We start from the raw sequence: 13,726 nt of genomic DNA, 5'->3' as shown, positions 1-13,726 counted from the left end.
GCTAAACGAAGCCGCCATGTCATGCCCAAGCAGGTGGTCGCGTACGTACGGGATTAATGCGTTTCGCTATTCTTGCATCGAGATCCCTCCAAAAGTTTCGGGAAAGGATGACGACCGTTCGTATTAAATAGCTGATACATCACCAAAAAAGGGTGTGTATTAATCGAACTGCGGTTTTTCAATCGGCTATAAATTAAAAAAGCGACTAACGTATTTAACGCAGCCGCCGATAAAATGATATTTTAATGGAATTAAAGTTTGTTTAACAATTTACTGAGGTTCGGTTTTATGCCAATTACAATAGGCACGGTGTTGAATACCCGGTTTTGAATTTTGCTGAAACCATACATATAACTTGCCTCAACAAAAAGATTTGCGCCACCAATGTTATATTCAATGCCTGCACCGCCTTCTGCAATTCCGAGGCCGTTCGATTTGTTGTTCATGGTTACCTGCAAGCTGGTTGTATTTACCGCTGCCTGTGGCGTTAAAATGAATCCGCCGCCTGCACCCGCAAAGCCGTAAAAGGCCCACTTGTTAACAATTTTTCGGTAGCCAAGCGCCATATTCAACAAATACGTGGTCGATCTGCTTTTTTGCAGCGTGTAAGTGTAGCCGGCATCGGGCGTAATTTGGTTAAAGGCAAAGGCGTGGAGGCTCACTTTGGGGTAAAGGAACAAACCCCCGTTTCCGAGGCCGAGGTTGACACCTATCGATGTTGAAAATTTGGGCTTAAAGTAATCTGCGGTTTCTCCCACCGGAAGGCTAAGGCCAATTCCACTCATGGTGTACAATTTGTCGGGACGTGAGGTTTGCGCAATTGACTTGGTCGACATTGTTGCGCATAGCAGCGCTGCTAATGTTAGCACTTTTAGTTTCATATTTTTTTGATCTAGGTTAGGGCACTGACTTTTTGAAGCAGGTTATCAATATCGAACGGTTTTTCGAGGTAAGCCTCGGGATAATACTCCTGTGCAGTAACATAACTTTCGTTATATCTTGCTGAAGCCAATATTACAGGAATGGCCCTGGTTTCGGGGTTTTGCCTCAGCTCTCTAAAAACCGCTCTGCCGTCCATGCCGTTCAACATGATATCCAGAATAACCAAATCGGGCTTAAAATCTTTAATATTTTTAAAAATGTACCGGGGTGATAGTAAAGGGAAAACTTTGTAATGCTCACTTTCCAACGCCATTTGAAAAACCTCCAATATATCGGGGTCATCATCTACAACTAAAATTCTTTTCAAAACGGATGATCAACTAGTAACTAAACAGACCTAGCTAATACAAAATATGGATAGGAAAGTTTTGCCGCGTTAGAAAAAAGACAAAAAAACAACGGACGTGTTTTTTAATGGCAAATGCGGGATATTTATTGGTTATTATTTAGAAAAGACGAGAAAGCGCTTAAATGAGAGTCGGCTACTGAATAAGATATACCACCAAATAGCAACACCTTATGGCCAAATACTCCTCTGATATGTTGCTTGCCAATAAGAACTGGCGGACTTACCTGGATAAATGCAGGGTGCTTTTTTAGAAGCTTTAGCGTGTTTATATAGCTTGATTTAGGACAAGTAAAGGATTTGCTCATCGTTCTAAACCGAACTTCGTCATCAATGGTTTCTACTGAAACCAGCTCGCTGAGGTCAATTTGTTCTACGCTATCGCCGGCTTCAACTGCAATATAAAAAAAGCTGTCTTCCAGCGATAATTTACCCTCTTTTTGCCCGGTGGGATACAAGCTATTAATCGTTTTCGAGAAATGCAACATCGAATAGGGTTTTAGTAAATAGGCATCGGCCTCCACTTTAAATGCATCTATTGCGTAGCGGGCATGGGCTGTGGTAAAAATTAAATGCGTGGTTTTTGGGCGCAAAAGCGTTGCCAGCTCTATTCCCGATAGCACCGGCATTTCAACGTCTAAAAAAATAATGTCGACAGGGCCCGAGGCCAAAATTTTGGTCAGTGCCTTCAACGGTTCGGTGAAGGTTTCCACCAACTCAAGATTTGGCAGTTCTTCCACATAGGCAATCAAATTTTGAAGAGCGTGTGGATCGTCATCAATAGCAATGCAACTTATTGACATATCTGTAAGTTTAGTTCAATGCAAAGTACAATTTAGGCGCTTAAAAAAGAAGAAAAATATTTAGGCGTCAGGTTAAAATGTATCTGATAATTAACAGCGATGCTATTTATGTATGATTAAAAATACGTCCTGACTTTTTTTTCAGCTGTCGTACGCCTCCGTGATTACGATTTGATGATGAGAAATGTGTTTTACGGAATGTGCTGAATTTTATTACGAAAAACAATAAACAAATCGTTTTTCGGCACTTTGGCTGTTTGGATGGATTTGTTAGTAGTAATTTGAACATGCTCCTTGTTTAATTCGATCGTTTTAGCGAAAGAAAAGGCTGGCTGTGCGTCATTTTAATCCGATTTGTTGTGCTGTTTTTTCTGACGAGTAATAATGAACAGAAAAGCTTGTTGAAAAATGAACAAAACAAACTAATTTAATTCCTTGTATTACAATATATTGCGTACTCAAGCGTAAGTAACTTAACATCTTGCATTAATTTTACCCAACCTAACCTAAAACCTAATGAAAAACAAAACCAGAACATTTAACCGGTTAAACGTTTCGATTACGAAAAAAGTGATTGAGCTACAAGAACGAGGATACGATTGCGATTTCCTTCTGCTGGCCAATGGAACCCTACTTTGCATGCAAACCAACCTAAACTATCCGGTGAGCACCGTGGCGATTAACCGTATGGATCAGGGCTACGATTTTTTTAGTCATTCGTATAAAAATATACACACCATCGAAACCGGTAATGGGGAGCGAGGTGTTTTATTAACTGAACAAGCCTTTAACTTTTAAAATCCAAAAAAATTTCTTCGTCAGTTTGATTGTATTAGCAAAAGGCTGTTTAGCTACATTGCTAAGCCATTCCGTTATGCTGAGTTTTAATTTTAGCAAAAATAAAGCTAGCGTGACGTAAAAAACAACTATTGTTTGCTTTGCGAAGCGGGATCTAAATGAAGAAAGGCTTTCTTTTTCGAAAATGAACGGTCTGATTTTAATTGGCAGCCTGTATTCCCGCTCCCGCCCAATGTCATTTAGTTAAGGATAAACAAAAAGCATTGTTACCCTGAGCATTTCGACTTGAGCTTGTATTGAGCGTAGTCGAAATGCTCAATACAGGCTTAGTCGAACGGCGATGTTAATAGATTGATCCTATAAAAAAAGTCTTCGACTGAGTTTATCTTGAGCGAAGTCGAAAGGCTCAGACTGACACCCACTTCGCTTAACTAAATGACATTGCGCTCCCGCTTCTGCCGATGAAAATCCGATAGCTATCGGATCGGCATCCCGCTTCGATCGGGTTTAGGAATAAAGGTCTGTTTTCTCGCGATAACTGCAGCCAAAATAAGCATAAAAATATCTTTTAAACGTTTGAAAACTTTTGCATTAATTTTTTGTTTAAATTTTATTTGATATTTTTAAACAAAAAATGACGTACACCATCTCTGATCTGGAACAGCTTTCGGGCATTCAATCTCATACCATCAGGATATGGGAGCAGCGGTATAATGCGCTTCAGCCGATGCGGTCAGAAGGTAACACCCGTTTATATGATGATGACCAGCTTCGCAGGCTGCTGAACATTGCAAGCTTAAATAAAACGGGCCTTAAAATTTCAAAAATCTGCAACCTTTCTCCAAAAGATTTTAGTGATCTCGTAGATCAAACCTGCCTAACCGTTAAAGATGATGCGCTAAGCGATTATTACGTTTCGCAACTGATAAAATATGGCATCAGCTTCGATGAACCCGCCTTTGCGGCCTTGCTAGATAAGGGTATTAGCGATTTAGGGATACAAAATGCGTATCGCAAAGTAATTTATCCGTTACTGGTTAGGCTGGGCGTGATGTGGCAAAAAGACGATATCTGTCCCGCACACGAACATTTTCTTACCCATATTATTAAACAAAAACTGTTGAGTGCCGTTAACGATCTCGGCCTTCAACCGGAAACCGCAGACACCTGGTTGCTTTTTTTGCCCGAAGACGAAGATCATGATATTGGATTGATCTTTGCCAATTATATGCTCAGGGCAAATGGGCACAAAGTGATCTATTTGGGAAGCAAAGTTCCGCTACAATCGTTGCAAAAGGTGCTAAAAACAGTAAATGTTAATCGGGTTCTATTCTTTATGGTTAGAAGCCGATTGCCCGTTGTTGCACAAAAATATATCGACGAATTAACGGTAATTTGCCAGGGTATTAAAATACATGTAGCCGGCAATAATCAGTTAATTACAAAACTTAAGTCTATCGGTCGCATTAATTGGCTAAAATCTCTTGATGAATTTGATAACGCCATCCAAAAAACTAATTTATTATGAAAGAAATGTTCGACCAGTTATCTGCCGATTGCAGCAAGCTCACTACACAAAGGTACAGCACGAGTTTTTCGCTCGGGATTTATTTTTTGGGCAGGGAATTGCGCATGCCCATTTATGCAATTTACGGATTTGTTCGCTGCGCAGATGAAATTGTAGATAGCTTTCATCAATACGATAAAAGATCGTTGTTAAATGGTTTCAAAAGAGATACGTTCGAGGCGCTCGAATTGGGGATCAGCCTTAATCCGATGCTGAACTCGTTTCAGCGGGTGGTAAACCAGTATAAAATAGATCATGAGCTCATTCATCTGTTTCTTAAAAGTATGGAAATGGATTTAAGCGACCAACTTTACACGGCGGAGCTATACAATGAATACATTCTGGGCTCGGCAGAGGTAGTTGGGCTGATGTGTTTAAAGGTTTTTACCAAAGGCGATGAGGCGGAATATCAACGGTTGAAACCTTTTGCCATGAAATTGGGCTCTGCCTTTCAAAAGGTGAATTTCCTTCGCGATGTAAAGGCCGATCATCAGGCGCTTAAGCGCAATTACTTTCCCAATGTAAACCTTGCGGCATTTTGCGATAATCAAAAAAGAGCAATAGAAAACGAAATTGAAGAGGAATTTGCAGAGGCACTACAAGGCATAAAAATGCTTCCCCTAAATTCGCGGAAGGGAGTTTACTTGTCGTTCATCTATTATAAAAAGCTATTTAAAAAAATAAAAGGGCTGAGCGCAGAAAAAATTATGACGGAAAGGATCAGAATTCCAAACCACCATAAAATCGGATTGATGTTCGATTCCATGATCAGGCATAAGCTCAACGTAATATAACTGAATGAGAGAAGACGTAATACTTGTGGACGAGAACGACCTGCAGATCGGGCAAATGGAGAAACTGGAAGCCCACCAAAAAGGGGAGTTGCATCGTGCATTTTCGATATTTATTTTTAATAACAAAAACGAGTTGCTGTTGCAGCGACGGGCCAAAAACAAATACCATTCTGGCGGCTTGTGGACTAACACGTGCTGTAGTCATCCGCGTTTGGGCGAAACCAATTTAGCTGCTGCCAACCGCCGACTAAAAGAAGAAATGGGGATGGAATGTGCCTTAAACCCTGTTTTTAGCTTTCTTTATAAAGCAAGTTTTAACGATGGCCTTACGGAGCATGAGTTAGATCATGTGTTTTTCGGGTATTCGGAGGGATTGCCAAACTTGAACACAGACGAAGCCGACGATTATCGCTATGTAACTTTAGCAGCTTTGCAGAAAGAGATCGACGAAAAGCCGGAAGCATTTACCAAATGGCTTCAGATATGCCTGCCTAAAGTGAGCGATTATTATAATAACCGGTAAATAAAAAACGGGCATACAACCTAAGTCGTATACCCGTATCTAAATTAACGCTCTCGAGGACAAATATAAGGCTAGTTTGATTATTTCCTAATAGTTTAACATTTCTTTTACGTTCATTTTACAAGCCGAAGCAGCGATCATCTCCCAGCGCCGTTTAATTGATTATTATCAGTAATTTCAGCGCTATTAAGAATTATTCTGAATTTTGTTTGCAAAGAGGAAAATAACCAGTCGTTACCCGTTTTCTATCGATTACATGGCGAACAATCGAGATCGGGTTATCATGCGCACTTTATTTGACATTCGGTGCAATAATAAGTTTGTCTGTTCGATTTTCCGGTCTTTTTTTTCTCAACCTTATGGCCATTGGGGCATTCTTTTTGTTTGTAAACCTCCCAATGTTTGCTTAACGTGTTTTCCTTTTTCCATTTGAGAAATTCAAAGCTGTATTGTTGACATTGGCGAACTAATTCTCTTAATTTCTTGAGCGGAATTTTTTCGGGTTTACTCAGCGGATGAATACGTGCCCGGTACAAAACCTCATTTTTGATGATATTGCCCACGCCCGCAAAAATATGTTGATCGAGAAGTAAATCGCAGATATAAGAATCGGGGTGCTCTCTCAGCGTTTTAACCGCCAGTTTTTCGTCCCATTCGTCAGCCATCACATCCACTCGCCAATCGTAAAGCTCGTCTACATTTCCCTCTAAAAGTTCGACTTTACAAGTATAAAAGTTCAATTCGTCTTTTTTAAACGTCAGCCCCAAAGCCAGGGGAGTTTGTTTATATGCGTTAATTAGGTAGGTGCCAAACAGCATAAAATGAATGCGGATGGTGAAATCGTTAAAACAGATTAAAAAATGTTTCCCCCAGCTTTTAAAGTCTTTAATTTTTTCGCCGATCAATTGTTCCTTATCAATTGTTTTTACATATCCGGCAACTTCCAAAACCTCGGGCTTGCCCAGGTTCAAAGCCTTAATCTGATCTCTTAAAATGACTATCGATGGTCCTTCGGGCATATTAATCCGATTCTATTTTTTCAAACTTAAACTTATCTTTGATGTGAAAATTAAAATATCTCCCTTTTGATATGGAGGACTTTAATAAACTGTATGTTCTTTTCGGAACGTTTTTATAGTGGTAAACCAGGCCTGTAACAAAGGTGATCTTCAATACCTTATCTTGTTCGTTATAACTGAAATGGCTGATTACTGATGATGGCATACAATGTTCAGTTTTATGGATGCTATTGTTCTTTAAGTTCCGATTCTTCTTTGGCCACCCTTATTTTTTCTTTTTTTAGGTCGATCCTGATGATGTTGTACAAACTCATGTAGATGTTCGCTATCCAAACAATGGCGAAAAATGAAATGATATAGCCACGCCAATCGGTGTAAATCAACTTAAAATTGGTAATGAAGAGCAAAAGCAGGGTAACATAATGGCTGAAACAGTATTCGCAGGTAAAAACGTAAAAGAATTTACGTTTCACCAGCCGGCCTTCGTTTTTCGATCGATCTACACAAAACTCCCGTGCTTCCCTAAATACTTCTTCCTTGGTTACTGTCCACGCAATACAAGCCACAGGAAGAGCCAGAATAAAGAGATAGTAAATGTGATTTTCCATAGGGGGATTGGATTGTTATTATACAACCTCGAAGTTTCGAAAATGTTTAATCGTGCGTTAAACTTTTTGATTACCTTGCTGTTAGTAAAACATTAAAAAGCAAAAATTATGGAAAGATCAGAAATCGTATCTCTATTAGAGGTCATCAATCAGCAGGTAAACTCTTCAATTTTGGGTGGAATGGAAGACGATTATGAAGAACTAGAGCGCATGGGGCTTGTTACGATTAACCGCGAATCGGTTCAATGGAGCGCAGTAATCACCCCCGCCGGAAATGCCTATCTGGGCCACGATTAAAACTATCTGTTAAGCCTTGAAGCAATAAAAATAGTCAGTTTAAAAGCGTTGGTTAGCGGACGCACTTTAAACACAAAACAAACAACAAAGGGAATAAATTTGCTAGATTTGCAGTTTTAAAAGAAAAGCTGTTAAGCGCTTATTCCTATCCCCATTTAGAAAAGTGTAGTCACATGAAACACTTTTCTGATTTACTAAATAAATGAACGATTTTCAACTCAGAACCGTTAACGTTACACGCTACGTTACTCCATTGCGTGAGGGCGGGTCGATGCCGGCCATTGCAGAGGCCGACGATAATTTTTTGTATGTACTCAAATTTCGCGGCGCAGGGCAGGGGCCGAGGGCACTCATAGCAGAATTAATTGGTGGCGAAATTGCCAGATTGTTAGGCTTAAAAGTGCCGGAGCTGGTGTTTGCAAATTTGGATGAAGCTTTCGGTCGTACCGAGCCCGATGAAGAAATTCAGGATTTGTTAAAGGCCAGCGTGGGCCTGAATTTAGCCCTTCACTATCTTTCGGGCGCCATTACATTCGATCCGACGGTGACTACTGTTGACGCTAAATTGGCCTCGCAAATTGTTTGGTTAGACTGCTTTTTAACGAATATGGATCGTACTTGTCGGAATACAAACATGCTGTTGTGGCATAAAGAATTGTGGCTGATTGACCATGGCGCCTCGCTATATTTTCATCACTCCTGGCAAAACTGGGAAGAGCAGGCAACAAGGGCGTTTTTCTTGGTTAAAGACCATGTATTGTTGCCATGGGCCTCGCAGCTCGAAGTGGTAGATCAAGAATTTCGGTCGATGCTTAATGCCGAAAAAATCCGGGCAATTGTGGGCTTAATTCCAAATGAATGGCTGGAAGAAGAAAGTATTTTTGCCAGTAAACAAGCCCATCGTGAAGCCTATGCGCACTTCCTCGAAACGCGTTTAAATCATTCAGACATCTTTTTAAAAGAAGCACAGCATGCAAGAGAAGTTCTTATTTGAGTATGCTGTAGTTCGTGTTATGCCGAGGGTAGAACGCGAAGAATTTTTTAATGTGGGTATCGTTTTATTCTGCTCGAAGAAAAAGTATCTGCACAGTATCTTCTTTTTAAACGAAGCTAAAATCAGGGCATTTTTGGGCGATATAGACGTGGATGAACTAGCAAAAAATTTGCATGCATTTGAACGGATAAGCAAAGGTGCAGCTGGATCTGGTCCGATTGGGGAGTATGATCAGGCTTCGCGGTTTAGGTGGCTAACCGCTACACGAAGTACGGTGGTACAATGCTCAAAGGTGCATCCCGGCTTTTGTACCGATCCGGAAGAAACTATGTTGAGGTTGCATCAGGAATTGGTTTTGTAGCGGCGTGATGGCATTTTTGATAGGTGGATTGTGATTTTTGCTGGCACAAGTGCGGTAAGGCGATAAATCTGGGGCTCTTTTGAAGGCGCTTATTATTGTTGCCGTCTTTCATGTGCAGACGGTTCCGAAGCTTCGGGATTAAAGCCTTAGCATTAAGATCGCTAGTCAAGTTACCAATGACCGAAATAAGAAATAACGTCATTGCGAGGCACAGCCTGTCCCGATTCTCGGGAAAGCAATCTCATTTCGTAAATCAGAGTGCTTCGGCTGAGTTTATCTTGAGCGTAGCCGAAAGGCACGAACCCGGTCTCGCTACAAAGTAGCCCCTTTGGGGCAATGACGATTCACCGAAAAAACCTGTCATCCTAACTCCTTTGTTTTTTCAAAAACTGATCTCTGAGGATGACGACCGTTCATAGTCGGCGTTAAATCCGCTCGCTCAGCGAATTGCTACAAGCGATTGGATGAAAGGCCGCTGATAGACTTAAAAATACGCAACTATAATCTCTTTTATTCATCAATAAACTTTTCCCTTTGCCAAAAGAATATTTTAATAAACTCCAGGATTTACTCATTATTGAGCGAGAAGAAGATTTACAATCTTATCTCAAACTGACTGAAAACACGTCGGCAGCTGATAGAAGGGCATTAGGTTTAACCTGGTATCCGATAGCGATCCGAAATACCGAAATCGGTCGTGGTGATTATTTAACAGTTGAGTTGGAGCGAACAACAAGTACCGATCTTTCTCATCAATTCAGATTTGGCGCTGCGGTGGTGCTTTTTTCTAACCACGATGCCAAAGCGGATCGGGTAGAAGGAATTATTAGTCATATTGCGGGAAACAGGATGAAGATCAGTTTGCGGATTGATGAACTGCCCGATTGGACAAGAGACGGGAAACTGGGCGTCGACCTGCTTTTTGACAATAATAGTTATGATGAAATGCAGACCGCACTTAACCAGGCTATTAATTTGTCGGCCAGTGAACCGGAGAATAAACTGATCAGCATTTTGACTGCAGGCGACAAGCCCTCATTTGAAAACGTCGAAAAATTTGTCCTGAACCAACTGAATGAATCGCAGCAGTTGGCGGTAAGCAAAATTGTGTCGGCAAACCATTTGGCAATTGTTCACGGGCCTCCCGGAACGGGCAAAACTACCACATTGGTACAGGCTATAAAAGCGATGGTTAAGCACAATAGCGGCAAGATTTTAGTTGTAGCGCCGAGCAATACGGCGGTTGATCTGCTTACCGAAAAGTTGGCTGCAGAAGATTTGAATGTAATTCGTGTGGGCAACCCGGCAAGGGTTTCTGAAAGACTTCTGGCCGCCACTCTAGATTACAAAATGACCGATCACCCGGAGATGAAAACGATAAAATCGTTAAAAAAGCAGGCGAACGAGTACAAAAATATGGCCCACAAGTATAAGCGAAGCTTTGGTCGGGCCGAGCGAGAGCAACGGAAGGCCCTGTTTGATGAGGCACACAAAATTGGTAGGGAGGTAGAGCGTACGGAGCAATACATTATGGACAGCTTGTTTGATAAGGCGCAAATAATTACAGCAACGCTTGTGGGCGCAAACCATTATACCGTTCGCCATTTGAAATACCATACACTTGTAATAGACGAAGCGGGCCAGGCACTTGAGCCTGCTTGTTGGATTCCGATTTTGAAGGTAGAAAAAGTAGTTCTTGCGGGCGATCATTTTCAGCTTTCTCCAACCATAAAATCAAATGTGGCGAGCAAGGGAGGATTATCAACCACTTTGTTAGAGAAATCGGTAAAACTTCATCCCGAAGCGGTGGTGCTTTTAAATGAACAATATCGCATGAATAGGCAGATTATGGGTTATTCATCGAAAGTTTTTTATGAAAACAAACTAAAAGCGCACGAAACCGTTGCAACACAATTGCTTTTTGATGCGGACGAGCCACTGGTTTTTATTGATACCGCTGGTTGCAGTTTTGATGAGAAGTTAGCCGGTACAAGTACGATCAATCCTGATGAAGCGGCGTTTTTGGTTAAGCATTTAACGGCTTTAATGGCCGATTTTAGATTGGCAGACCCAGGAACTGATTTTCCATCGATAGCGATCGTTTCGCCCTATAAGCAGCAAGTGCAGGTTTTAAAAGCGCTTGTTGACGAGTGTACGGAATTGGCCGCATTAAGTGCAAATATTGCAGTGAATACAATCGATAGTTTTCAGGGGCAGGAACGGGATGTGGTTTACATCAGCCTCACCCGAAGCAATGCGGAAGGTAGCATTGGGTTCCTTGCTGACACAAGAAGGATGAATGTAGCGATGACGAGGGCCCGAAAAAAACTGGTGGTTATTGGCGATAGCTCAACCCTTTCTAAATCTAAATTTTACGCCGATTTTATCACCTACGCGGAGCAGCTGAATGCTTACCATAGCGCCTGGGAATTTATGGATGTTTAGCGAAGGAGGGTGAATAGTTTTCAGTTAGCAGTTTTCAGTTAGCAGTTACCAGTTTTCAGTTAGCGATTGGCAAGTAGCAATGACTGATGAACCAATGGACTAGTGTCGCAATTAATCGTAAAATGTTGTGGTAAATGTCACCATGAGCATTTCGACTGGGGTTTATCTTGAGCGTAGACGAAAGGCTCAATACAGGCTTAATCGAAGGGCAAATGCACAAGGCTTCGACTCGGCTCAGCCTGATAAAGCACGATAAAGGCAAACAATCAACTGTCAACTCTTGACTCTTGACTCTTGACTCTGGACTCCCGACTCTGCACTCCGGACTCTAGACTATGGACTCCCGACTCCGTACTACTAACTCTGGACTATCGACGCTCCAGCCAGCTTCCCCGAAATGCTGGCTCCGGCGATTAGCAGCTCATTAGTAATCATTTTGGTGTACTCCGTAATTTCTGATTTGAAATCGGTTACCGAAGAACCCGAGCGAATTTCCTCGAGGCGTTTTTCCCATTGGCCGGTTAATTCTGCCTGGGCGATTTGCTTATCTTTAACCACTTCGTAAACGGCTAAACCCTTATGGGTTGGTACGAGGTTGCGTTTTTCGCGAGTAATATATTCTCTCGTTATCAGGGTTTCGATAATCGAGGCACGTGTGGCGGGTGTTCCGAGGCCGCTGTCTTTCATGGCATAGCGAAGTTCTTCGTCTTCAATCTCCTTTCCGCAGGTTTCTAATGCCTTCAATAACGACGCTTCGTTATACATCGACTTAGGTTTGGTCTGTTTCTCCAACAGCGATTTTTCCGAAATGGGTAACTGTTCGCCTACGCTTACCTTCGGCAATGTGGCGTTGTCTTCATCTTTCTTATCATCCTCGGTATCATTAAAAACGGATCGCCATCCTGCCGAACGGATTACGGTGCCATTGGCCAAAAAAGACAATCCCGATTGAATGGTAATTTTTGTAATTTCCTTTAAGCATTCCTGATGAAAAGCCTCGAGCATTCTGCCAACTACCATGTCATAAACCGCCTGCTTATCGGCGCTTAAACCGTAAGCTTCTTCGCCGGTGGGTAAAACAGCATGGTGATCGGTTACTTTTTTGGCGTTTACACTGCGCTTGTTTAAGCTTATCGTTTGCAAAAATTGCGCTTGTTTACCAAACTCGGCATGGTTGGTAAACTTCGCGATTAAATCGGGCACTCCGGCAAATACATCATCGCCAATGTATCTCGATCCGGTACGGGGGTAGGAGACCAACTTGCTCTCATAAAGGTTCTGTAAAATATTGAGGGTTTGATCGGCCGTGAAGCCTTTCTTTTTATTGGCCTCTTGTTGCAGACTGCTCAAATCGTGCAGCAGTGGTGGCGGCTCTTTGCGGGGCTTCGATTCTACTGCGGTAATATTACCGCCTGTCGGAAAACCAGAGGCAACATCTTCAACTGTTGCAAAAAGCTTTTCGGCTTCTTCTTTATTGTTAAAATTCGTTGTGGAAATGGCTTTGAAAACCTGCTCATCTTTAACAAGCTGAATGCTGATTTGATAGTAAGTTTGGGGAACGAAGTTTTTGATTTCGAGAAAGCGGGCGCATATCATGGCAAGCGTTGGTGTTTGCACCCTGCCCAACGATAATACAGTCCTGTTTCCGGCTGATATGCTCAACGCTTGTGTGGCGTTCATGCCAACCAGCCAATCAGATTCTGAACGGCAATGTGCAGAATTGAAAAGTGTATCGTAATCCGTTCCCGGTTTCAGGTTCCTGAAACCATCTTTAATCGCTTCGTTGGTTTGTGATGAGATCCACAGTCTACGAAATGGTTTTTTGCATTTCAGATAATAATAAATATACCTGAAAATCAGCTCGCCCTCACGCCCCGCATCCGTTGCTACAATAATTTCTGTAGCTTCATCAAACAATCGCTTAATGGTATCAAGCTGTTTCCGGACCGCGGGGTCTTCTACAAAACCATCCTTTGTTTTGATTTTTCGAACGGCCAGTTTAAATTTAGCTGGCAACATGGGCAGGTGTTGTTTCCGCCAGCCTATAAAGCCATAATCTTGAGGAGGTGCCAGCTGTAACAAATGCCCAAAAGCCCAGGTAAAAGAGTATCCTTTACCTTCAATGTAACCATCTCTTCTGGTGGTTGCTCCAAAAACTTTTGCAAGTTCGCGACCAACAGAAGGCTTTTCTGCAATAACAATCTTCATTAATTAGCCTTATTTTCCAGT

General features: G+C 41.8%; 15 protein-coding genes. 8 read left to right on the top strand and 7 right to left on the bottom strand.

Annotated features, from left to right (window positions below):
- Positions 1 to 251: 251 nt before the first annotated feature.
- The 3 genes from IZT61_RS05875 to IZT61_RS05865 all read right to left on the bottom strand — a co-directional run bounded on the left by IZT61_RS05875 (position 252) and on the right by IZT61_RS05865 (position 2,091).
- Entirely contained in the window at positions 252 to 881 is a 630-nt protein-coding gene (locus IZT61_RS05875; RefSeq protein WP_196100247.1) for a hypothetical protein, read from the bottom strand.
- An 11-nt stretch (positions 882 to 892) separates the two neighbouring features.
- A complete protein-coding gene (locus tag IZT61_RS05870) occupies positions 893 to 1,249 on the bottom strand; it encodes a response regulator (protein WP_196100246.1) in 357 nt (118 codons plus the stop codon).
- A gap of 125 nt (positions 1,250 to 1,374) precedes the next feature.
- On the bottom strand, positions 1,375 to 2,091 hold the full coding sequence (locus tag IZT61_RS05865) for a LytR/AlgR family response regulator transcription factor (protein WP_196100245.1): 717 nt from the start codon (positions 2,089 to 2,091) through the stop codon (positions 1,375 to 1,377).
- A 516-nt stretch (positions 2,092 to 2,607) separates the two neighbouring features.
- Between IZT61_RS05865 and IZT61_RS05860 the strand changes: the two genes are divergently transcribed.
- From IZT61_RS05860 to idi, 4 genes are all read left to right on the top strand, one after another.
- Positions 2,608 to 2,889 carry a hypothetical protein gene (locus IZT61_RS05860; protein WP_196100244.1) on the top strand — a complete coding sequence of 94 codons (282 nt, stop codon included), beginning with the start codon at positions 2,608 to 2,610 and terminating at the stop codon, positions 2,887 to 2,889.
- 634 nt (positions 2,890 to 3,523) lie between these two features.
- Entirely contained in the window at positions 3,524 to 4,417 is an 894-nt protein-coding gene (locus IZT61_RS05855) for a MerR family transcriptional regulator (RefSeq protein WP_196100243.1), read from the top strand.
- A complete protein-coding gene (locus tag IZT61_RS05850; RefSeq protein ID WP_196100242.1) occupies positions 4,414 to 5,250 on the top strand; it encodes a phytoene/squalene synthase family protein in 837 nt (278 codons plus the stop codon). Before IZT61_RS05855 ends, IZT61_RS05850 begins: the two co-directional genes overlap by 4 nt.
- A 4-nt stretch (positions 5,251 to 5,254) precedes the next feature.
- Positions 5,255 to 5,773, top strand: a complete 519-nt coding sequence (idi, locus tag IZT61_RS05845) for an isopentenyl-diphosphate Delta-isomerase (RefSeq protein WP_196100241.1) — start codon at positions 5,255 to 5,257, stop codon at positions 5,771 to 5,773.
- Between the two features lie 281 nt (positions 5,774 to 6,054).
- Here idi and IZT61_RS05840 read toward each other — a convergent pair whose 3' ends face one another.
- From IZT61_RS05840 to IZT61_RS05830, 3 genes are read right to left on the bottom strand one after another with little or no spacing between them, the layout of a single operon-like run.
- A complete protein-coding gene (locus IZT61_RS05840) occupies positions 6,055 to 6,792 on the bottom strand; it encodes a DNA-formamidopyrimidine glycosylase family protein (protein ID WP_196100240.1) in 738 nt (245 codons plus the stop codon).
- Position 6,793: 1 nt separating this feature from the next.
- Positions 6,794 to 6,997 (bottom strand): KTSC domain-containing protein, encoded by a 204-nt coding sequence (locus tag IZT61_RS05835; RefSeq protein WP_196100239.1) that lies wholly within the window; start codon positions 6,995 to 6,997, stop codon positions 6,794 to 6,796.
- Between the two features lie 22 nt (positions 6,998 to 7,019).
- Positions 7,020 to 7,400: a hypothetical protein gene (locus IZT61_RS05830; protein ID WP_196100238.1), complete on the bottom strand. Its 381-nt coding sequence runs from the start codon at positions 7,398 to 7,400 to the stop codon at positions 7,020 to 7,022.
- Between the two features lie 108 nt (positions 7,401 to 7,508).
- On the opposite strand from IZT61_RS05830, the gene IZT61_RS05825 reads away from it, so the two are divergent.
- The 4 genes from IZT61_RS05825 (at position 7,509) to IZT61_RS05810 (ending at position 11,497) form a co-directional block, all read left to right on the top strand.
- Entirely contained in the window at positions 7,509 to 7,697 is a 189-nt protein-coding gene (locus IZT61_RS05825; RefSeq protein ID WP_196100237.1) for a hypothetical protein, read from the top strand.
- Positions 7,698 to 7,899: 202 nt separating this feature from the next.
- Entirely contained in the window at positions 7,900 to 8,691 is a 792-nt protein-coding gene (locus IZT61_RS05820; RefSeq protein ID WP_196100236.1) for a HipA family kinase, read from the top strand.
- Positions 8,669 to 9,052 (top strand): DUF3037 domain-containing protein, encoded by a 384-nt coding sequence (locus tag IZT61_RS05815; RefSeq protein WP_196100235.1) that lies wholly within the window; start codon positions 8,669 to 8,671, stop codon positions 9,050 to 9,052. Before IZT61_RS05820 ends, IZT61_RS05815 begins: the two co-directional genes overlap by 23 nt.
- A 534-nt stretch (positions 9,053 to 9,586) precedes the next feature.
- Complete coding sequence (locus tag IZT61_RS05810; protein ID WP_196100234.1) at positions 9,587 to 11,497, top strand: AAA domain-containing protein; 1,911 nt, start codon at positions 9,587 to 9,589, stop codon at positions 11,495 to 11,497.
- Between the two features lie 357 nt (positions 11,498 to 11,854).
- Here IZT61_RS05810 and topB read toward each other — a convergent pair whose 3' ends face one another.
- Positions 11,855 to 13,705: a DNA topoisomerase III gene (gene topB, locus IZT61_RS05805; protein WP_196100233.1), complete on the bottom strand. Its 1,851-nt coding sequence runs from the start codon at positions 13,703 to 13,705 to the stop codon at positions 11,855 to 11,857.
- Positions 13,706 to 13,726: the final 21 nt, after the last annotated feature.

The organism is Pedobacter endophyticus, from assembly GCF_015679185.1.
In the GTDB taxonomy this organism is placed as follows: domain Bacteria; phylum Bacteroidota; class Bacteroidia; order Sphingobacteriales; family Sphingobacteriaceae; genus Pedobacter; species Pedobacter endophyticus.
Note: the sequence above shows the minus strand (reverse complement) of the source record. Positions and strands in the feature narration are given on the sequence as shown.